The sequence below is a fragment of the Variovorax sp. FW305-3-2-15-B-LB1 genome (assembly GCF_058787635.1).
Window position 1 is genome coordinate 185,003 of the sequence record NZ_JBYSZY010000003.1, and the last position, 18,605, is coordinate 203,607.

An 18,605-nucleotide genomic window follows, 5' to 3' on the forward strand; every position below is an offset into this window, starting at 1 on the left:
TAACGCCTTCAGAATCGGCGCTGTTACAAATTCAACGTTGTAGAAATGACTCAAGTTCCCGCTCGCACCGACAAGATCGTGATCGTCGACGACGACGCCCGCATCCGCGACCTGCTGCGCCGCTACCTGACGCAGGAAGGATTCGAAGTGATCGTGGCCGAGGACGGCAAGGCGCTCAACCGCATCCTGTTGCGCGACACGGTCGACCTGATCGTGCTCGACCTGATGATGCCCGGCGAAGACGGCCTCTCCGTGTGCCGCCGTCTGCGTGCCGCCAACGACCGCACGCCGATCATCATGCTCACCGCCAAGGGTGAGGACGTGGACCGCATCGTCGGTCTCGAAGTCGGCGCCGACGACTACCTCGGCAAGCCCTTCAACCCGCGCGAACTGCTGGCCCGCGTGCACGCCGTGCTGCGCCGCCGTCCGCCGCTCGAGGCGCCGGGCGCCCCCTCCACCGAGAACGAGACCGTCACCTTCGGCCCGTTCGCCTTCGACCTCGGCTCGCGCACCCTGAAGAAGGACGGCGAAGAACTCTCGCTGACCACCGGCGAGTTCGCGATGCTGAAGGCGCTGGTGCGCCACCCGCGCCAGCCGCTGTCGCGCGAAAAGCTGGCCCAGCTGGCACGCGGCCGCGAATTCGAGCCCTTCGACCGCAGCCTGGACGTGCAGATCTCGCGCCTGCGCAAGCTGGTCGAGTCCGACGCCGCGGCGCCGCGCTACATCCAGACCGTCTGGGGCGTGGGCTACGTGTTCGTGCCGGACGGCACGGCCTGACGATCCGCTGAGAGGTGGCCATCGGCCTCCATTCCGCCCGACCTGACCCGGCCCAGGAGGACGGTGCGCAGGTCACGATGCCGAGCCCGCTCGAAGCGAGCGCGCAGCGTGACCGTCGCCCCGGCCTCAAGCTGGGCTTCAGCCTTTTCTGGCGCACCTTCTTTCTGCTCGCACTGCTGCTGATCGGCTGCACGGTCGCCTGGCTGCAGACCTTCCGCTCGCTCGAATACGAGCCGCGTGCCATCCAGACCGGACACCAGATCGCCTCGCTCGTGAACCTCACGCGCGCGGCGCTGGTGTACTCGGATGCGATCACGCGGGTCTCGCTGATCAAGACGCTGGCCGACCAGGAAGGCGTGCGCATCCTGCCGCGCGAGCCCAACGACCGCTTCCAGCCCTACACCAGCGGCGCGCTCGACGAGCGCGTCACCGAAGAGCTGATCGCCCAACTCGGCGAAGGCACCACGGTGGCCAGCCGCGTGAACGACGAGCCGGGCCTGTGGATCGGCTTCACCATCGAGAGCGACACCTACTGGCTTTTGCTCGACCCCACGCGCTTCAGCCGCGTGGGCGGACGCACCTGGCTGGTCTGGCTCAGCACGGCGATGGCGCTGTCGCTCGCGGGCGCGGCGCTGATCACGCGGCTCATCAACCTGCCGCTCAAGCAGCTGTCGCGCGCCACCTTGCAGGTGCGCGAGGGCGAGTACGAGGCGCACCGGCTCGACGAGCGCGCCCGCACCAACGAGATCCGCGCGGTCAACATCGGCTTCAACCGCATGGCCGACCAGCTCGCCAAGATCGAGCAGGACCGCGCCATCATGCTGGCCGGTATCTCGCACGACCTGCGCACGCCGCTGGCGCGGCTGCGGCTCGAAACCGAGATGAGCGTGGCCGACGAAGACGCGCGCGACCACATGGCCGCCGACATCGCGCAGCTCGACGCGATCATCGACAAGTTCCTCGACTACGCCCGCCCCGACCACGTCGACCAGCGCCCCGTGCTGCTGCGCGACGTGATCGACGCCTGCACCTACGCCGTGCAGGATTACGAAGAGATGAACATCCACGTCGACGTGCCCGCCGACCTGAAGGTGATGGGCGACGAGGTCGAGCTCACGCGTGTGATCTCCAACCTGGTCGAGAACGCCCGGCGCTACGGCAAGACACCGTCGACCGGCGTGGCCGACGTCACGATCCAGGCGCAGGCCAACAACGACGCGGTGCTGATCAAGGTGCGCGACCACGGCGCGGGCGTCGAGCCCGCCCTGCTCGTGCAGCTGACCAAACCCTTCTTTCGCGGCGACGCGGCGCGCACCTCGGCGGCCGGTGCCGGCCTGGGGCTGTCGATCGTGGCGAAGAACATCGAGCGCATGGGCGGCACCTTCGCACTCACCAGCACGCCGGGCCGGGGCCTCGCAGCCCACATCCGGATGCCGCGCGCGATGCCGGCAGGCAGCAGCAAGCCCGGCGAGGTGCCGGGCAAAAAGCAGGTCGCCTGACAGGTCGCCTAAGGACGCGCGTCAGCGGTGCAGCAGCACCGCGGCGCGGGCTTCCATCGCCCGCCCCTCGCCCACCGGGCCGAGCTTCTCGGCCGTCTTGGCTTTCACATTGACCTGATCGAGCGCAATACCCAACGTGTCGGCGATGCGCTGGCACATGGCCGGGATGTGCGGTGCCAGCTTGGGCGCCTGCGCGATCACGGTGCTGTCGACGTTGCCGATCTCCCAGCCGGCGGCCCGCACGCGGCGCGCCGCCTCGGCCAGCAGCACGGCCGAATCGGCGCCGCGGAACTGGGCGTCGGTGTCGGGAAAATGCCGGCCGATGTCGCCCAGCCCGGCACCGCCGAGCAGCGCGTCGGTGATGGCGTGCAGCAGCACGTCGGCGTCCGAATGCCCGAGCAGGCCGGTGGTGTGCGGCACCTCGATGCCACCCAGGATGAGCTTGCGCCCCGCCACCAGCTGGTGAACGTCCCAGCCTTCGCCGATGCGGATGTTGAACGGTGTCGTCGTCATGCCATGGCCTTCTTGCGGCCGAGCAGCACCGCCTCGGCCAGTGCGAAATCTTCGGGGAACGTGACCTTGAAGTTCTGCGCGCTGCCGGGCACCAGCAGCGGCGCCAGGCCGAGGGTCTCGATGGCGCTGGCCTCGTCGGTCACCACGTCGCCCACGCGCTCCAGCGCGTCGAGCAGCATGCCGATGCGGAACATCTGCGGCGTCTGGGCCAGCCACTTGTCGGCGCGCGGCAGGGTCTGGGTTGAGCGGCTGTCGGTCGACGAGACCTTCAGCGTGTCGGCCAACCGCTGCGCCAGCAGGCCGCCGACGGCGTCGTGCTCGCAGGCAGCGATGAGCGCCTCGATCTGGCTGGACGTGACCAGGCAGCGCGCCGCGTCGTGCACCAGCACCCAGTCGTGCGGCCCGGCGCCCTTCTGGCGCAGCGCCGCCAGGCCGTTGCGCACCGAGGCGGCGCGCGTCAGGCCGCCCACGCGCAGCAGGTATTCGCCCGTCGTCGGGAAGCGCGGCAGCGCCGTCTGCACCTCGCGGTCGTCGGGCGACACCACCACCGCCACGCCCGCGAAACGCCCGGCCAGCGCGCGAAACGCGTCCACTGTGTGGGCCACCATCGACTGGCCCGCCAGGCGCCGGTACTGCTTGGGCTGCGCGCCGCCGGCGCGGTGGCCGGAACCGGCACAGGGGATCAGCACGTAGAAACGGGAAGAAGACATGGAGGGTGCGGCACGGGCCGATGGCCGACAAGCGGATAAGGGGCCGCCATTCTAGAATTGACATTCGCACACCCCTCGCCGTCCGGCGCGGGGTGTCGTGCATTTTTCGAACCGCTCCATGGACCTCCCCCTTCTCCCGGCGGGCAAGCGTTTCACGCTGCCGCGTCCCCCGTTGTCGGCCGATGCGCTGATGCTGGCCCAGCTCGGCATGCGCGAGAAGGCCGCGGGGCGCGCCACCGCGATGTTCACCGCCGACGCGAACGACGCCCAGCGGCTCATCGACGAAATCGCCTTCTTCGCGCCCGAGCTGCGCTGCGCCCTGTTCCCCGACTGGGAAACGCTGCCCTACGACAGCTTCTCGCCGCACCAGGACCTGATCAGCGAGCGCCTGGCCACGCTATGGCGCATCAGCCAGAAAGAGGCCGACGTGGTGCTGGTGCCTGCCACCACCGCGCTGTACCGGCTGGCGCCGCCGGCCTTCCTGGCGGGCTACACCTTCCAGTTCAAGGCCAAGCAGAAGCTGCAGGAGTCCAAGCTCAAGGCGCAGCTCACGCTGGCCGGCTACAGCCACGTGACGCAGGTGGTGAGCCCGGGCGAGTACGCGGTGCGCGGCGGCCTGATCGACCTGTTCCCCATGGGCTCGCCGGTGCCTTTTCGCGTCGACCTGTTCGACGACGAGATCGACTCCATCCGCACCTTCGACCCCGACACCCAGCGCAGCCTGTACCCCGTGCCCGAGGTGCGCCTGCTGCCGGGCCGCGAGTTCCCGATGGACGACGACGCCCGCGCGCGCTTTCGCAGCCGCTGGCGCGAACTGCTCGAGGGCGACCCGACCAAGAGCCGCATCTACAAGGACATGGGCAACGGCGTGGCCACCGCCGGCATCGAGTACTACCTGCCGCTGTTCTTCGACGAGACGGCCACGGTGTTCGACTACCTCGGCCCCGACGCCACCGTCGTGCTGCACGGCGACCTCGAACCCGCGTTCCAGCACTTCTGGCAGGACACGAACGAGCGCTACCGCCTGGTGCAGGGTGACCCCGAGCGCCCCGCGCTGCCGCCCGACGCGCTGTTCCTCAACGCCGAGCAGTTCTACCAGCGCGCCAAGCCGCATGCGCAGCTCGCCATCCGCGGCGACATCGCCACCGACGCGCCCTACGCCGAGTTCGACAAGCTGCCGCCCTTTGCCGTGGTGCGCGGCGCCGAAGACCCGCTGGTCGGCCTGAAGGCCCACATTGCCGCCACGCCGCACCGCGTGCTGCTGATCGCCGAGAGCGACGGCCGCCGCGAAAGCCTGCTCGATTTCCTGCGTGCCAGCGGCGTGAACCCGCCGGCCTTCGATTCGCTGGCCGAGTTCGAGGCCTCGGGCGACGAGAAGATCGGCATCGCCACCGCGGCGCTGGCCTCCGGCTTCGCGTGGCGCGAACAGGCGATCGACTTCGTCACCGAGACCGAGCTGTTCGCCACCGCGCCCACCACGCGCCGGCGCAACAAGAAGCAGGAACAGGTCAGCGACGTCGAGGCGCTGATCAAGGACCTGTCCGAACTCAACGTGGGCGACCCGGTGGTCCACAGCGCGCACGGCATCGGCCGCTACCGCGGCCTGATCCACATGGACCTGGGCCAGGGCACGGGCGCCGACGGCAAGCCGCTGCTGCAGGAAATGCTGCACCTGGAGTACGCCGACAAGGCCACGCTCTACGTGCCCGTGAGCCAGTTGCACCAGATCAGCCGCTACACCGGCGTGAGCGCCGACGAGGCGCCGCTGCACAAGCTGGGCTCCGGACAATGGGAAAAGGCCAAGCGCAAGGCCGCCGAACAGGTGCGCGACTCGGCCGCCGAGCTGCTCAACATCTACGCCCGCCGCGCCGCGCGCGAAGGCCATGCCTTCCGCTATTCGCCGGCCGACTACGAGGTGTTCGCCAACGACTTCGGCTTCCAGGAAACCGCCGACCAGAAGGCCGCCATCCACGCCGTGGTGCAGGACATGATCTCGCCCCAGCCGATGGACCGCCTCGTGTGCGGCGACGTGGGCTTCGGCAAGACCGAGGTCGCGCTGCGCGCCGCCTTCATCGCCGTCACCGGCGGCAAGCAGGTGGCGTTTCTCGCGCCGACCACGCTGCTGGCCGAGCAGCATTACCAGACGCTGGTCGACCGTTTCGCCAAGTGGCCGGTGAAGGTGGCCGAGATGAGCCGCTTCCGCTCGGCCAAGGAAATCACGGCCGCCGCCAAGGGCCTGGCCGAAGGCCAGGTCGACATCGTGGTGGGCACGCACAAGCTGCTCTCGCAGTCGGTCAAGTTCAAGAACCTGGGCCTGCTCATCATCGACGAGGAGCACCGTTTCGGCGTGCGCCACAAGGAGGCGATGAAGGCCATGCGCGCCGAGGTCGACGTGCTCACGCTCACAGCCACGCCGATTCCGCGCACGCTGGGCATGGCGCTCGAAGGCCTGCGCGACCTGAGCGTGATCGCCACCGCGCCGCAACGCCGGCTGGCCATCAAGACCTTCGTGCGCAACGAGGGCACGGGCGTGATCCGCGAAGCCGTGCTGCGCGAGCTCAAGCGCGGCGGGCAGGTGTACTTCCTGCACAACGAGGTCGAGACCATCGAGAACCGGCGCCAGAAGCTCGAAGAAATCCTGCCCGAGGCCCGCATCGCCGTGGCCCACGGCCAGATGCCCGAACGCGAGCTGGAGCGCGTGATGCGCGACTTCGTGGCCCAGCGCTACAACATGCTGCTGTGCTCGACCATCATCGAGACCGGCATCGACGTACCCACCGCCAACACCATCGTGATGAGCCGCGCCGACAAGTTCGGCCTGGCGCAGTTGCACCAGCTGCGTGGCCGCGTCGGCCGCTCGCACCACCAAGCCTATGCGTACCTGATGGTGCCGGACACCGAAGGCCTGACCAAGCAGGCCTCGCAACGGCTCGAAGCCATCCAGCAGATGGAAGAACTGGGCTCGGGCTTCTACCTCGCGATGCACGACCTGGAGATTCGCGGCACCGGCGAGGTGCTCGGCGAGAACCAGAGCGGCAACATGATGGAGATCGGCTTCCAGCTCTACAACGAGATGCTCAGCGAAGCCGTGCGCTCGCTGAAGGCCGGGCAGGAGCCCGACCTGCTCTCGCCGCTGTCGGTCACCACCGAAATCAATCTGCACGCCCCGGCCCTGCTGCCCGACGACTACTGCGGCGACGTGCACCTGCGGCTGTCGTTCTACAAGAAGCTCGCCACCGCGAAGAACCCTGACCAGATCGACACGCTGCTGGAAGAAATCGTCGACCGCTTCGGCAAGCTGCCGCCGCAGGCCCAGACGCTGATCGACACGCACCGCCTGCGCGTGCTCGCGCGGCCCTACGGCGTGGTCAAGGTCGATGCGGCGCCGGGCATCATCAACATCACCTTCCGCAAGGACGCGCCGGTGGACGGCATGGCCATCATCCAGCTGATCCAGAAGAACAAGCACATCAAGCTCGCCGGCAACGAGAAGCTGCGCATCGAGCGCGAACTCAAGGAGCCGAAGGACCGCGCCCAGATGGTGCGCGACGTGCTGCGCAGCCTCGGACAACCCCTCGTCAAGGAAACCGCCCCCGCATGAGCGCTACGACAGAAATCTCTCCCGGCCTCGTCCTCCAGCGCGTGACGCCGCCGCTGAAGCTCGCCGACTTCAAGCTGATCGCGTTCGACATGGACTCGACGCTCATCAACATCGAGTGCATCGACGAGATCGCCGATGCCGTCGGCAAGAAGGCCGAGGTGGCCGCGATCACCGAGGCCACGATGCGCGGCGAGATCAAGGACTTCAAGGAAAGCCTGCGCCGCCGCGTGGCGCTGCTGCAGGGCGTGCCCGTGGCCGCGTTGCAGCAGGTGTACGACGAGCGCCTGAAGCTCAACCCCGGCGCCACCGAGCTGGTCGCCGCGTGCAAGAAGGCGGGCCTCAAGGTGCTGCTGGTGTCGGGCGGCTTCACCTTCTTCGCCAACCGCGTGAAGGACCGCCTGGGCATCGATTTCGCGCGCTCCAACCTGCTCGACGAAGCCGACGGCCAGCTCACCGGCCAGGTCGTGACGCAAAGCTGGGGCGACATCTGCGACGGCGCCGAAAAGCGCCGCACGCTGCTCGAAGTGGCCTCGCTCATGGGCATTTCGCCGCAGGAAACCATCGCCGTGGGCGACGGCGCGAACGACCTGCCGATGATGGGCGAGGCCGGGCTGTCGGTGGCCTACCACGCCAAGCCGAAGGTGCGCGAGCAGGCCATGGTGGCGATCAACGAAGGCGGGCTCGACCGCGTGCTGGAAATCCTGAAATGACCGACGCCGCCCCGCTGTACCGCGCCGACGCGCTGCGCGACTACGCCAGCGCCCTGCTGCAGAAAGCGGGGCTCGCGGCCTCGATGGCCGACAGCGTGGCACGCACGCTGGTCGAAGGCGACCTGCTGGGCCACGACACGCACGGCCTCGCGCTGCTGGCCGGCTATGTGAAAGAAATCGAATCAGGTGGCATGACGCGCGACGGCGCGCCCGAGGTGCTGTCCGACCGCCCCGCCGCCGTGCTGTGGGACGGCAAGCGCCTGCCCGGCCCGTGGCTCATGGACCAGGGCATGGACCTGCTGGTGCCGCGTGCGCGCGAACTGGGCACGGCCTCGCTCGTGATTCGCCGCAGCCACCACATCGCCTGCCTCGCGGTCTACATGCTGCGCGCGCTGCAGGAAGACATGCTGATGCTGCTGGCCTGCTCCGACCCCAACACGGCCAGCGTCGCGCCCTTCGGCGGCACGCAGGCGGTGTTCACGCCGAATCCGCTGGCGATGGGCTTTCCGCTGTCGCAGGGCGGCGTGATGGTCGACATCTCGGCCTCGATCACCACCAACGGGATGAGCAACCGCAAGCGCGCGGCCGGTGAGACTTTCGCCGAGGAATGGCTCATCGACGCGTCCGGCAAGCCATCGAACAACCCGCAGGTGCTGTTCGACCAGCCGCCCGGCACGCTGCTGCCCGTGGGCGGCCTGAGCCACGGCCACAAGGGCTACGGCATGGCGCTCTTGGTCGAGACGCTCACGGCCGGCCTCGCGGGCCACGGCCGCGCCGATCCGCCCGAAGGCTGGGGCGCGACCGTGCACCTCACGCTGCACGACCTGCACGCCTTCGGCGGCAAGGACGCTTTCCTGCGCCAGATGGACCACGTGGCCAAAAAATGTCGCGACAACGCGCCCATCGACCCGGCCAGGCCTGTGCGGCTGCCGGGTGAAGGCGGGTTGAAGCGTCGGGAAGCGCAATCGGCGAACGGGGTGCGGCTGCACCCTTCGATTGCGCGCTCGCTGCAGGAAGCGGAGCAGCGGCATGGCCTGCGGCTGGCGCAGGCGCTGATCTGACGGGGTTTATTCCTCGCCGTCGTTCTCGGCGTGGTCGGGCGCACCCGCAGGCCGCGGCTGGCGCTTGCCGGGCTTGGCCAGGATCTCGATGTAGAACTGCTTGCCGCCCTCTTTCACCACACCGTCGATGAGGCCGGTGATGGCCGTGAGGTGAATGGTTTCGGCGGATTCCTGGGCGGTGCCGAACCGGCAGTCGAAGTCCCAGAAGTCGGCGCCTTCGGGCAGGTCGCGGCGGCGCTCGCGCTTGATGTACTTGCGGATCTCGTGCTTGACGGCTTCGAGGAGACGGTCGGGGTGCTTGCCCTCGACCTGAAGCTGGAAGGTTTTTCTCATGGGTGATGGTAACCCGCTGTGTAAAGTCGGCGGTTCAAATGGAAAGCAGGTGAAGACATGGCACGCGCAAACGACTGGGCAAGCAAGGTGATGGCATTGGTGAACGGCGGCAACGCCCCGGCGGCCATTGCGCAGATCAAGGTCGCGCCCTCGGTCAAGGACCTGAAGGCACTGCAGACCATCATGACGCTCTCCAAAATGAAAGGCCGCTATCCGAACGTGGATGCGGCCATTTCAGACAACCTGGACCTGCTGGCGGCGCCCCGCCTGCACCGGTCCCCCTGAACGTCGGCGTTACAGGGCCTGGCCGAGGCGCTTCACGCCTTCTTCGATCTTCTCGATGTCGGCCGTCGCAAAGCTCAGGCGCAGCGTCGCCACATCGGGCTTCTCGGCGAAGAACGGCGCGCCGGGCACGAAGGCCACCAGCTTCTCGATCGCACGCTTGGCCAGTTCGTTGGCATCGGCCAGCTTGCCGTTGGCGCCCGTCAGGCGTGCCCAGAAGAACAAGCCGCCGTTGGGCTGCGTGAAGCTCACCGCATCGCTCAGCTCGCGCGTCAGCGCAGCGCCCATGGCCTGCGCGCGCTGGCCGTAGACCTCGCGCACATGCGCCAGCGTGCCGGGCATGCGGCCGCTCTTGAGGTACTGCGCGGCCGTCGCCTGCGCGAAGGTGCTGGTGTGGGCATCGCTGAACTGCTTGCACATCGTGGCCTTGGCCAGCAGCTCGGGCGGCGCGATCATCCAGCCGATGCGCAGGCCGGGGCTGAGCACCTTGCTCAGGCTGCCGCAATGCGCCAGCAGCTCACGGCTGCCGGGTACGTCCTTGCTCAGCGACATGATCGACGGCGGCGGCGCTTCGCCGAAGTACAGGTCGCCGTAGGGATCGTCCTCGACGATCAGCGTCTGGTACTTCACGGCCAGCTCGAGCACCTTCTTGCGGCGCTCCAGGCTCAGCATGGCGCCGCTGGGGTTGCCGAAGGTGGGGATCAGGTAGACGAACTTCGGCTTGTGCTCGGCAATGAGCTTTTCGAGCTCGTCGGTCTTCACGCCGTTGGCGTCGATGGGTGCGCTGATGAGCTGCGCGCCGTACAGGCGGAAGCACTGAATCGTGGCCAGGAAGGTCGGGCCTTCGACGATCACCTTGTCGCCGGGCGAGATCATGGTCTTGCCCAGCAGGTCGAGCGCCTGCTGGCTGCCGGTGGTGACGATCAGGCCGCTCGGGTCCACGTCGACGCCCTTGGTCTTCATGAAGGAACTGAGCTGGTTGCGCAGCGGCTCGTAGCCTTCGGTGGCGCCATATTGCAAGGCCGCGCCGGGCTCTTCGGCCAGCGCCTTCTGGCTCGCCTCCTTCAGGCCCTCGACGTCGAACATGGCGCTGTCGGGAAAGCCGCCCGCAAAACTGATGATGCCGGGCTTGCCCAGCAGCTTGAAGAGTTCGCGGATGGCGGAGGTTTCGACGTTGTCGAGGCGGGAGGCGAATTGCATGGTCAGTCTCACTTTCTGGGCGTCATTGTCGCGAAAGCCCGGGCAGGAAAGCTGCGTAGGGCCATGGCTTTTCGACGATATATTGCATCCATCGCCGCAAACGCCGGTGCTCGCCCTGCCTTCCGCGGCATGCGCCCCGCGAGCCCCACGCCGTGAACGGCGGCCCCCACGACCCATGAAAAAATCCGACATCCCCCTCTTCTTCGCCACCCTGCAGGCCGCCAACCCCGAGCCGCGCACGGAGCTCGAATACACCACGCCCTTCGAGCTGCTGGCCGCGGTGCTGCTGTCGGCGCAGGCCACCGACGTGGGCGTGAACAAGGCGACGCGGCGGCTGTATCCGATGGCGAACACGCCGCAGGCGATCCTCGACCTCGGAGTGGAAGGGCTGGAGTCGTACATCAAGACGATCGGGCTGTACCGCAGCAAGGCCAAGCACCTGATCGAAGCCTGCCGGATGCTGGTCGAGCTCCATGGCGGCGAGGTGCCGCGCACGCGCGCCGAGCTCGAGGCGCTGCCGGGCGTGGGACGCAAGACGGCCAACGTGGTGCTCAACGTGGCCTTCGGCGAGGAGACCATCGCGGTCGACACGCACATCTTCCGCATCGGCAACCGCACCGGGCTTGCGCCCGGCAAGACGCCGCTGGACGTGGAACTCAAGCTCGAAAAGCGCATCCCACCCGAATTCCGCCTGCACGCGCACCACTGGCTGATCCTGCATGGGCGCTATGTCTGCGTGGCGCGCAAGCCGCGCTGCTGGGAATGCGCGGTCTCCACCTTCTGCTCGTTCAAGCCCAAGACGCCGGCCCCCAAGACCGCCTGAGCGGCATCACACACATCGCACATGACAACAACGACGACTTTCAAGAACTCACCGACCGCCGCGCTCCTCCTGCTCGCAGCGCTGTGCAGTGCCGGCTCTGCCTGGTCGCGCGACGGCGTGCTGCCGCCCGAGACGATGGCGCTCTACGGCGGACGCTGGTCCACCAACTGCGCCGACGCAGCGGCGCCGACGCTGCAGGTGCGCGAAGACATGCTGATCGCCGAGCGCGGCAAGCGCCGCGTGGTCGGCCGCCAGCCAGACACGGCGCACAGCTTCTTCGGCAACCAGCCGCCGCCGCCGAACTTCGACGTGGCGCTGATGAGCCGCGTGGACAAGGGCGACAACGCGATGATGAATTTCCTGGTCTTTCGCGATGCGCGCGGCCAGTCGATCACGCTGAAGGCCGACAAGCCGGTCGTGGGCCAGCTGGGCCCGGAACTGATGAAGCCACGCTATTGGCGCTGCGACGGTCCGGCACGCGCCGCGGCGCCGCCCGCCGAACCCGCGACCGCCGCCCCCAAGCCGCCGGCACCGGCCACGGGCAGCCCGGCCGCCCTCGCCCGGGGCCCCGCGATGGACAAGGCCTGGCGCGCCGCGCTGGGCGCGCGCGAAACCGAGCGCTGGCTGGTGCGCCGCGAAGGCCCGTCGCCCGAGCCGCAATGGGTGACGGTGGACGGCACGCGCTACCTGCTGCACGCCTTCTGCAAGCCGCACGACTGCTACGACCACAACGCGATCGCGCTGTACGACCAGGGCTCGGGCCGGCTCTACGGCCTGGTGCAGCGCAACGGGCAGAACCAGCTCCTGGGTGGCCCGTCGCCGCAGTTCGCAGGGCAGCTCGACCGGCTCTGGCGCGAGCAGTGGCGCGCCAAGAACTGACGAGTTCCCCTCAGGTCGGCGCGGCGACCACGCGCCAGTCGCCGAAAGCCGCCGCGTCGTTGGGCCATTGATCGGCCCGCTCGGGGCACGACACGCCTTGCGACAGCAACTGCACCGCGCGCAGCACGCCCGCATGCGTGACCCACAGCGCGTCGGCGCCGGTCGCCAGCCAGTCGGCGTGCGCCGAGGCCACGCGATGCATGAAGACGCGCACGCTCTCGCCATTGCCTCCTGCGGGGGCATCCGCAAAGCGATTCGTCCAGGCCTCGAACTCTTCGCGGGCCACGGCCGACCACAGGCGCCCTTCCCAAGCGCCGAAACTCATCTCGGCCAGCCGCGCATCGCGGCGCACCGACAGATCGGGCCGCAGCGCGACGATGGCGTCCGCCAGCATGGCGCAACGCCGCAGTGGCGAACTCCACAGCGCGATGCCGACCGGCAGCACCGCGGCGATGCGCGCAGCGGCGGCCTGCGTGCCGTCCGCGTGGGCGTCGAGGTCGGTCGCGCCGTAGCACAAGCCCGCCGGCGCGACCACCGGCGCGTGGCGCTGCAGCCAGAGCTGGGCGGTCGCGGTGCTCATGCCTTCCACGCCAGCACGAGGTAGATCGCCAGTTCGCACACCTGCTGCGTGGCACCAAGCCCGTCGCCCGTGAAGCCCTGCAGCCGACGCACGAAAAGCCGCGCCATCCAGCCACCGGCAAACACCAGCGCCAAGAGCGCCGCGCCCACGTGCACCGCGTCGTGCGCGCACAGCAGCAGCGCCACGGCGGGCGCGGCCCAGAGCACGGCGACGAGCAGCGCACCGCCGCTGATGGCGTCGGCCAGCGGCTTGGCCTTGCTGCCGCTGCTGTCGCCCACATAGGGCAGCCAGCGGATCAGGAACAGCGGCGCCAGCCGCGACAGCACGTGCGCCCCGACGATGGACACCGCCGCCACGTCCAGCCCGCGCGCGGCGAGTGCGGCGAGCAGGCCGAACTTCAGGCTCAGCGCCAGCACCAGCGCGACCGCGCCGAAAGCGCCGATGCGCGAGTCCTTCATGATCTCCAGCGCGCGCTCGCGGCTGGCCGAACCGCCGAGGCCGTCGGCCACGTCGGCCAGGCCGTCTTCGTGAAAAGCGCCCGTGAGCATCACGGTGGCGACGGTGCTCAGCACGGCCGCGACCAGCGCCCCTGCCACGCCCGGCAGGCCCGCCCCCACAGCGACGAACACCGCCGCCGCCACCCCACCCACGATCCAGCCGATGGCCGGCAGGTGCGCCGCGGCGGCGCGCAGCATCTGCGGGCTGAAGCCGACCCAGTCGGCGAGTTTTCCCGTCACCGGCACGCGGGTGAAGAACTGGACGGCCAGCAGGAAGTGGCGCACGCCGTTCATTGCTGGCGCGACACGCCCGCCGATTCGAAGCTCGCCATCTCGCGCAGGATGCGGCAGGCCGATTCGAGCAGCGGCCACGCCAGCGCGCCGCCCGAGCCTTCGCCCAGGCGCAGGTCGAGGTTCAGCAAAGGCTCGAGCCCGAGGTGCTTCAGCAGCAGCGTGTGCCCCGGCTCGGCCGAGCTGTGCGCCGCCACGCAGCGCTGCGTCACCTGTGGGCGGATCGCCTGGGCGACCAGCACGGCGGCGCTGGCGATGAAGCCATCGACCACGATCACGCGCCGCTCCTGCGCCGCCTGCAGCACCGCGCCGACCAGCGTCGCCACCTCGAAGCCGCCGAACGCGGCCAGCGCGTCGAGCGGCGCGGTCGCGCCCGCGTGCAGGGCGAGCACCTCGCGCAGCACCTCGCGCTTGCGCGCGAGGCCATCGGCATCGAGCCCCGTGCCGGCGCCGGTGCACAGGCCAATGTCCAGCCCGGCCAGGCGCGACAGCAGCAGCGCCGCGGACGAGCTGTTGCCGATGCCCATTTCGCCGAGCAGCAGCGCGTTGCCCGGCAGCGCGCGCACGACCTCGCGGCCGTTGGCGATGGCCTGGGTGCACTGTTCGGGCGTCATGGCGGGGCCGGCCGAGGCGTCGGCCGTGCCGGCGCCGATGCGCCGCGACACGAGGCCGGGTCGCGGTTGAAAGTCGCGCCGCACGCCGCAATCGACCACGGTGAGTGCCAGGCCGTGCTGGCGCGCCAGCACGCTGACGGCCGCGCCGCCGGCCAGGAAGTTCTCGACCATCTGCCAGGTCACGTCGCTCGGGTAAGCCGACACGCCGCGCGCCGCCAGCCCGTGGTCGCCCGCGCACACCAGCATCTGCGGCGCATCCAGCACCGGCTGCTCGGTGCCCAGGATCGTGCCGATACGCAGCGCCAGCGCTTCGAGGCGGCCCAGCGCGCCGACGGGCTTGGTCTTGTTGTCGAGCGCGGCCTGCAGGCGCGCCGCGAGCGCGGCGTCGGCGATGTCAGGAATGGGGGGAATCAAATCGGTGTCGGTCATGCAATCAGGCCGGCGAGCACGCCGGCGTCGAAGTGGGTGTCGATGAAGTCGGCCAGGCCGTCGAAGGTGGCGTCCAGCGTGGGCGCCGTGGTGCCGAACAGCGCCTGCAGCGCGGCCGGGTCCTCGAACAGGCCGTGCAGGTACAGGCCCAGCACGTTGCCGCGCGCGTTCTGCCAGGCCAGGCCCTCGGGCATCACGGCGCGGCCGTCGTGGGCCAGTTGCGGGTGGGCCGCGGTCTGGCCGTGGTGGATTTCGTAGCCGGCGATGCGCACGCCCGCCAGCGCGGCCCAGGGGCCGGCGACCAGGTCTGCCGAGAACGTCGCCTCGCGGTGCCGCACGGTCTTCTCGCGCTCGAACACGGTCACGAGCGGCAGCAGGCCGAGCCCGGGTGCGTTGCCGTCGATGCCGTGCGGATCGACCAGCGCCTCACCCAGCATCTGCAGCCCGCCGCACACGCCCAGCACCGCGCCGCCGCGCGCGGCATGCTCGGCCACGGCGCGGTCCAGCCCCTGCGCGCGCAGCCAGGCGAGGTCGCCGCTCGTGTGCTTGGAGCCCGGTAGCACGATCCAGTCGGCGCCCGCCACGTCGGCCGGCGTGCGGGCCCAGACCAGGCGCACGCCGGGCACGTTCTTCAGCGCCTGGAATTCGTCGAGGTTGCTCAGGCGCGGGTACGCGACCACCGCCACGGTGCGGGTGACCACGCCGCTGGCGCGGCTGCGGTCGTCGAACACGCCGTCTTCCTCGGGCAGGCCGTGCTGCCACCACATCGGCAGCGTGGCCACGGTGGGCACGCCGGTCAGCGCCTGCAGCTGCTGCGGCGCAGGTGCCAGCAGCGACGCATCGCCCCGGAACTTGTTGAGCACGAAGCCCGTGATCAGCGCCCGGTCGGCCTCGGGCAGCAGCGCCCAGGTACCGTACAGGTGGGCGAAGGCGCCGCCGCGGTCGATGTCGGTCGCCAGCAGGCAGCGCGCCTGGGCATGGCGGGCGACGCGCAGGTTGACGATGTCGCTGGCCATGAGGTTGATCTCGGCCGGCGAACCCGCGCCTTCGATCACGACCACGTCGTTCTCGGCGCGCAGTTCGTCGAAGGCCTGCGCGATCTGCGGCCAGACGCGCTCGCTGCGCCCGCGCCACGGCAGGGTCGACAGCGCCTCGCTCACCTGCCCCATCAGCACCACCTGGCTGTGGGTGTCGCGTTCGGGCTTGAGCAGCAGCGGGTTCATGCGCACGTCGGGCACGGCGTTGGCGGCCAGGGCCTGGAAGTACTGGGCGCTGCCGATTTCGCCGCCCTCGACCACGCGGGCGTTGTTGCTCATGTTCTGCGCCTTGAACGGCGCCACCCGCAGCCCCTGGCGGGCATACCACCGGCACAGCGCGGTGGCCAGCCAGCTCTTGCCGGCGCCGCTGGTGGTGCCCAGGACCATGACGCAGCGCGCCGGCCCGCTTGTCGCTCTAGAACTCATCCGGGGATTGTCGTTGAGCGCTGAACCGAATCCGGAAAGCCGAGTCGGACGTACCAAGGGATGCGGCCCGCTGCGGGCCGCATCCGTCAAGCCATGTCCGCCCTCAACGATCTGGCGCTGACGGTCGAGGAACGCGAGCCGGGCCGGTTCTACTGGCTCCTGCTCGAAGCCGTCCACGACACTGGCAGCACCTCCGACACGCTCGGCTACCGGCCGCTGCGGGTGGCTGCGCGCCCGCAGCCCAGTTATTCGAGCGCGCTCGCGCTGGGTGCGGTGGCGCTGAAACAGGTCGCCGCCACGGCGACGCACCCGGGCCCCGGCAGCAGCGCCTGAGCCCGGATCGACCCGATCAGCGGGTCGCCACCTTCTCCGCCGCCGGCACCTCCCAGCCGCCGCCGATGGCGCGGATCAGCCCCACCGTCGCCTGGTACTGGGCCGATTTCACCTGCAGCGCCTGGCGCCGGTTGCGCAGCTCGCTGCGGCGCGCGTCGAGCAGGTCGAGCTGGCTCACGTAGCCGTTGCGGTAGCGCGTGTCCGACAGGCTGGTGGCGCGTTGCGCCGAGGTCACGGCCTGCGCCTGCACCACCGACTGCTCCTGCAGGATGCGGATGGCCGCCAGCTGGTCTTCGACCTCCTGGAACGCCACCAGCACCTGTGAGCGGTAGCTGGCCAGTGCGCCGTCGAGCTGGGCGTTGGCGCCCTGCACACCGGCCTCGCGGCGCCCGCCGTCGAAGATCGGCAGCGACAGCAGCGCGCCCACGCCCCACGAACGGGCCGACCACTTGAAGAGGTCGCCGATCTCGGGCGAGGCGTAGCCGGCCGCGCCGGTCAGCGAGATGTTCGGGAACCACGCGGTCTGCGCCACGCCCACACGGGCCTGCGCCGCCATGACGGCGCTCTGCGCGGCCGACACGTCGGGCCGGCGCGTGAGCACGGTGGACGGCACGCCCGGCGGGATCACCGGCAGCGCGGTCGCCCAGTCGTCGGGCCGCATGCCGAAGCTGGAGGCCGAATCGCCCACCAGCACGGCCAGCGCATGTTCCACCTGGGCGCGCTGGCGGTCGAGTGCGAGCGCGTCCGACTCGGTGGACGACACCTCGGTCTGCACGCGCGCCACATCGAGCTCGGCGATGTCGCCGGCCTGCTGGCGGCGCTGCGTCAGGCGCAGCGTGTCGCGGTAGGCGGCGACCGATTCGCGCACCAGCACGCGTTCGGCGTCGAGCGCGCGCAGCTGCAGGTAGGTCTGCGCCACCTCGGCCTGTACCGCGAGCCGGGTGCTCTGCAGCAGCGCCTCGCGGCCGGCCGCGTCGAGCTTGGCCGCATCGGCCGCGCCCGAGAGGCGGCCGAACAGGTCGACCTCGTACGAGAACGTGGCCCCGATGTTGGTCATGGTGCCCGGCCGGGTGCTGGCCGTGGCCTTGTCCAGGCCCGCGCCGCGGTTGGCGCCGGCGCCCAGGCCGATCTGCGGCAGGCGGTCGGCCTGGGCGCTGCGCGCCAGCGCGCGGGCCTCGGCCAGCCGCGCGGCGGCGGCCTGGATGTTGGTGTTGTCGACCTCGGCGCGCTGGATCAGCGTGTTGAGCACCGGGTCGTTGAACGCCTGCCACCACTCGCCGCGCGGCTGCGCCTCGGCGGGCGTGGCCCGGGTGAAGCCGGCCGGCGCCGTGGCACCCGGCTGTTCCTTGAACTGCGCCGCGGTCGGCACCGTGGGCATGCCCGAAGGCACGCTGGCGCAACCGGCCAGCACCAGGGCCGCCACCAGCGGCAGCACGGCGGCGCGCAAGGGGCGCATCAGGGTTGGGATTGCGAATGTCATGGACAACCTTCTTTCTTCTTGTCGATCAGTCATGCGCGCCATGCGAGGGGCGCGGCGAGGCCGGCACCGGGTGCAGACCGCCACCACCGCCACCGTGCGAAGGCGCCACCGGATGGTCGGCCGACACGAAGTCGTCGCCGTGCGGCACTTCGCCGTGCAGCTTGAGCGGCCGGTTGCCCGCCAGGCGGCGCATCAGCACATAGAAAACCGGCGTCAGGAACAGGCCGAAGGCCGTCACGCCGATCATTCCGGCGAACACCGCCACGCCCATCGCCTTGCGCATCTCGGAGCCGGCACCGGTCGAGAGCACCAGGGGCAGCACACCCATCACGAAGGCCAGCGAGGTCATCAGGATCGGGCGCAGGCGCAGGCGGCTGGCTTCGATCGCGGCCTGGATGGGCGTGCGTCCGGCGAACTCCAGCTCCCGTGCGAACTCCACGATCAGGATCGCATTCTTCGCACTCAGCCCCACCAGCACGATCAACCCGATCTGCGTGAAGACGTTGTTGTCGCCTCCCGAGATCCACACG

The 18,605-nt window shown here is 69.9% G+C and carries 19 protein-coding genes; 9 read left to right on the plus strand and 10 right to left on the minus strand.

The window, feature by feature from the left end; translation table 11 throughout:
* The first annotated feature begins 45 nt into the window (after nucleotides 1-45).
* A complete protein-coding gene (ompR, locus tag AC3WQR_RS03535) occupies nucleotides 46-777 on the plus strand; it encodes an osmolarity response regulator transcription factor OmpR (RefSeq protein ID WP_007837017.1) in 732 nt (243 codons plus the stop codon).
* Nucleotides 778-854: 77 nt separating this feature from the next.
* Nucleotides 855-2,276 carry a sensor histidine kinase gene (locus AC3WQR_RS03540; RefSeq protein ID WP_062480711.1) on the plus strand — a complete coding sequence of 474 codons (1,422 nt, stop codon included), beginning with the start codon at nucleotides 855-857 and terminating at the stop codon, nucleotides 2,274-2,276.
* A 21-nt stretch (nucleotides 2,277-2,297) separates the two neighbouring features.
* Here the strand turns inward: AC3WQR_RS03540 and ispF are convergent, their stop codons facing one another.
* Both ispF and ispD read right to left on the minus strand, forming a co-directional pair.
* A complete protein-coding gene (gene ispF / locus AC3WQR_RS03545) occupies nucleotides 2,298-2,789 on the minus strand; it encodes a 2-C-methyl-D-erythritol 2,4-cyclodiphosphate synthase (RefSeq protein ID WP_070060518.1) in 492 nt (163 codons plus the stop codon).
* Nucleotides 2,786-3,499 (minus strand): 2-C-methyl-D-erythritol 4-phosphate cytidylyltransferase, encoded by a 714-nt coding sequence (gene ispD, locus AC3WQR_RS03550; RefSeq protein ID WP_354343578.1) that lies wholly within the window; start codon nucleotides 3,497-3,499, stop codon nucleotides 2,786-2,788. The genes ispF and ispD overlap by 4 nt, the downstream gene beginning before the upstream one ends.
* Nucleotides 3,500-3,617: 118 nt before the next feature.
* Between ispD and mfd the strand changes: the two genes are divergently transcribed.
* From mfd to AC3WQR_RS03565, 3 genes are read left to right on the plus strand one after another with little or no spacing between them, the layout of a single operon-like run.
* Nucleotides 3,618-7,100, plus strand: a complete 3,483-nt coding sequence (mfd, locus tag AC3WQR_RS03555; RefSeq protein WP_369647194.1) for a transcription-repair coupling factor — start codon at nucleotides 3,618-3,620, stop codon at nucleotides 7,098-7,100.
* A complete protein-coding gene (gene serB / locus AC3WQR_RS03560; RefSeq protein ID WP_492741164.1) occupies nucleotides 7,097-7,810 on the plus strand; it encodes a phosphoserine phosphatase SerB in 714 nt (237 codons plus the stop codon). The genes mfd and serB overlap by 4 nt, the downstream gene beginning before the upstream one ends.
* Nucleotides 7,807-8,871 (plus strand): Ldh family oxidoreductase, encoded by a 1,065-nt coding sequence (locus AC3WQR_RS03565; RefSeq protein WP_492741165.1) that lies wholly within the window; start codon nucleotides 7,807-7,809, stop codon nucleotides 8,869-8,871. Before serB ends, AC3WQR_RS03565 begins: the two co-directional genes overlap by 4 nt.
* 6 nt (nucleotides 8,872-8,877) lie before the next feature.
* Here AC3WQR_RS03565 and AC3WQR_RS03570 read toward each other — a convergent pair whose 3' ends face one another.
* Nucleotides 8,878-9,204 carry a DUF6172 family protein gene (locus AC3WQR_RS03570; RefSeq protein ID WP_492741166.1) on the minus strand — a complete coding sequence of 109 codons (327 nt, stop codon included), beginning with the start codon at nucleotides 9,202-9,204 and terminating at the stop codon, nucleotides 8,878-8,880.
* A 57-nt stretch (nucleotides 9,205-9,261) separates the two neighbouring features.
* Between AC3WQR_RS03570 and AC3WQR_RS03575 the strand changes: the two genes are divergently transcribed.
* Nucleotides 9,262-9,489 carry a hypothetical protein gene (locus tag AC3WQR_RS03575; RefSeq protein ID WP_013541760.1) on the plus strand — a complete coding sequence of 76 codons (228 nt, stop codon included), beginning with the start codon at nucleotides 9,262-9,264 and terminating at the stop codon, nucleotides 9,487-9,489.
* A 9-nt stretch (nucleotides 9,490-9,498) separates the two neighbouring features.
* Here AC3WQR_RS03575 and AC3WQR_RS03580 read toward each other — a convergent pair whose 3' ends face one another.
* Nucleotides 9,499-10,686, minus strand: a complete 1,188-nt coding sequence (locus tag AC3WQR_RS03580; RefSeq protein ID WP_492741167.1) for an aminotransferase-like domain-containing protein — start codon at nucleotides 10,684-10,686, stop codon at nucleotides 9,499-9,501.
* A gap of 175 nt (nucleotides 10,687-10,861) precedes the next feature.
* Between AC3WQR_RS03580 and nth the strand changes: the two genes are divergently transcribed.
* Nucleotides 10,862-11,509, plus strand: a complete 648-nt coding sequence (gene nth / locus AC3WQR_RS03585) for an endonuclease III (RefSeq protein WP_492726490.1) — start codon at nucleotides 10,862-10,864, stop codon at nucleotides 11,507-11,509.
* A gap of 21 nt (nucleotides 11,510-11,530) precedes the next feature.
* Entirely contained in the window at nucleotides 11,531-12,388 is an 858-nt protein-coding gene (locus tag AC3WQR_RS03590; protein WP_492741168.1) for an Ivy family c-type lysozyme inhibitor, read from the plus strand.
* A 10-nt stretch (nucleotides 12,389-12,398) separates the two neighbouring features.
* Here the strand turns inward: AC3WQR_RS03590 and AC3WQR_RS03595 are convergent, their stop codons facing one another.
* From AC3WQR_RS03595 to AC3WQR_RS03610, 4 genes are read right to left on the minus strand one after another with little or no spacing between them, the layout of a single operon-like run.
* Nucleotides 12,399-12,968: a histidine phosphatase family protein gene (locus AC3WQR_RS03595; RefSeq protein ID WP_492741169.1), complete on the minus strand. Its 570-nt coding sequence runs from the start codon at nucleotides 12,966-12,968 to the stop codon at nucleotides 12,399-12,401.
* Entirely contained in the window at nucleotides 12,965-13,759 is a 795-nt protein-coding gene (locus tag AC3WQR_RS03600) for an adenosylcobinamide-GDP ribazoletransferase (RefSeq protein ID WP_492741170.1), read from the minus strand. The genes AC3WQR_RS03595 and AC3WQR_RS03600 overlap by 4 nt, the downstream gene beginning before the upstream one ends.
* Nucleotides 13,756-14,799, minus strand: a complete 1,044-nt coding sequence (cobT, locus tag AC3WQR_RS03605; protein WP_492741171.1) for a nicotinate-nucleotide--dimethylbenzimidazole phosphoribosyltransferase — start codon at nucleotides 14,797-14,799, stop codon at nucleotides 13,756-13,758. Before cobT ends, AC3WQR_RS03600 begins: the two co-directional genes overlap by 4 nt.
* Nucleotides 14,796-16,262 carry a cobyric acid synthase gene (locus AC3WQR_RS03610; protein ID WP_492741172.1) on the minus strand — a complete coding sequence of 489 codons (1,467 nt, stop codon included), beginning with the start codon at nucleotides 16,260-16,262 and terminating at the stop codon, nucleotides 14,796-14,798. Before AC3WQR_RS03610 ends, cobT begins: the two co-directional genes overlap by 4 nt.
* Before the next feature lie 93 nt (nucleotides 16,263-16,355).
* Here AC3WQR_RS03610 and AC3WQR_RS03615 point away from each other — a divergent pair, with 93 nt between their 5' ends.
* Complete coding sequence (locus AC3WQR_RS03615) at nucleotides 16,356-16,595, plus strand: hypothetical protein (RefSeq protein WP_095747589.1); 240 nt, start codon at nucleotides 16,356-16,358, stop codon at nucleotides 16,593-16,595.
* Nucleotides 16,596-16,611: 16 nt separating this feature from the next.
* Here AC3WQR_RS03615 and AC3WQR_RS03620 read toward each other — a convergent pair whose 3' ends face one another.
* Nucleotides 16,612-18,075, minus strand: a complete 1,464-nt coding sequence (locus tag AC3WQR_RS03620; protein ID WP_492741173.1) for an efflux transporter outer membrane subunit — start codon at nucleotides 18,073-18,075, stop codon at nucleotides 16,612-16,614.
* Nucleotides 18,076-18,100: 25 nt separating this feature from the next.
* A partial coding sequence (locus AC3WQR_RS03625; RefSeq protein WP_492741174.1) for an efflux RND transporter permease subunit occupies nucleotides 18,101-18,605 on the minus strand: 505 nt, incomplete at its 5' end.

Coding starts and splice junctions, on each gene's coding strand:
- mfd (WP_369647194.1), top strand. CDS start 3,618: ATGGACCTCCCCCTTCTCCCGGCGGGCAAGCGTTTCACGCTGCCGCGT.
- AC3WQR_RS03610 (WP_492741172.1), bottom strand. CDS start 16,262: ATGAGTTCTAGAGCGACAAGCGGGCCGGCGCGCTGCGTCATGGTCCTG.
- AC3WQR_RS03575 (WP_013541760.1), top strand. CDS start 9,262: ATGGCACGCGCAAACGACTGGGCAAGCAAGGTGATGGCATTGGTGAAC.
- AC3WQR_RS03565 (WP_492741165.1), top strand. CDS start 7,807: ATGACCGACGCCGCCCCGCTGTACCGCGCCGACGCGCTGCGCGACTAC.
- ompR (WP_007837017.1), top strand. CDS start 46: ATGACTCAAGTTCCCGCTCGCACCGACAAGATCGTGATCGTCGACGAC.
- AC3WQR_RS03590 (WP_492741168.1), top strand. CDS start 11,531: ATGACAACAACGACGACTTTCAAGAACTCACCGACCGCCGCGCTCCTC.
- AC3WQR_RS03620 (WP_492741173.1), bottom strand. CDS start 18,075: ATGACATTCGCAATCCCAACCCTGATGCGCCCCTTGCGCGCCGCCGTG.
- AC3WQR_RS03540 (WP_062480711.1), top strand. CDS start 855: ATGCCGAGCCCGCTCGAAGCGAGCGCGCAGCGTGACCGTCGCCCCGGC.
- serB (WP_492741164.1), top strand. CDS start 7,097: ATGAGCGCTACGACAGAAATCTCTCCCGGCCTCGTCCTCCAGCGCGTG.
- ispF (WP_070060518.1), bottom strand. CDS start 2,789: ATGACGACGACACCGTTCAACATCCGCATCGGCGAAGGCTGGGACGTT.
- ispD (WP_354343578.1), bottom strand. CDS start 3,499: ATGTCTTCTTCCCGTTTCTACGTGCTGATCCCCTGTGCCGGTTCCGGC.
- AC3WQR_RS03600 (WP_492741170.1), bottom strand. CDS start 13,759: ATGAACGGCGTGCGCCACTTCCTGCTGGCCGTCCAGTTCTTCACCCGC.
- AC3WQR_RS03615 (WP_095747589.1), top strand. CDS start 16,356: ATGTCCGCCCTCAACGATCTGGCGCTGACGGTCGAGGAACGCGAGCCG.
- AC3WQR_RS03595 (WP_492741169.1), bottom strand. CDS start 12,968: ATGAGCACCGCGACCGCCCAGCTCTGGCTGCAGCGCCACGCGCCGGTG.
- AC3WQR_RS03570 (WP_492741166.1), bottom strand. CDS start 9,204: ATGAGAAAAACCTTCCAGCTTCAGGTCGAGGGCAAGCACCCCGACCGT.
- AC3WQR_RS03580 (WP_492741167.1), bottom strand. CDS start 10,686: ATGCAATTCGCCTCCCGCCTCGACAACGTCGAAACCTCCGCCATCCGC.
- cobT (WP_492741171.1), bottom strand. CDS start 14,799: ATGACCGACACCGATTTGATTCCCCCCATTCCTGACATCGCCGACGCC.
- nth (WP_492726490.1), top strand. CDS start 10,862: ATGAAAAAATCCGACATCCCCCTCTTCTTCGCCACCCTGCAGGCCGCC.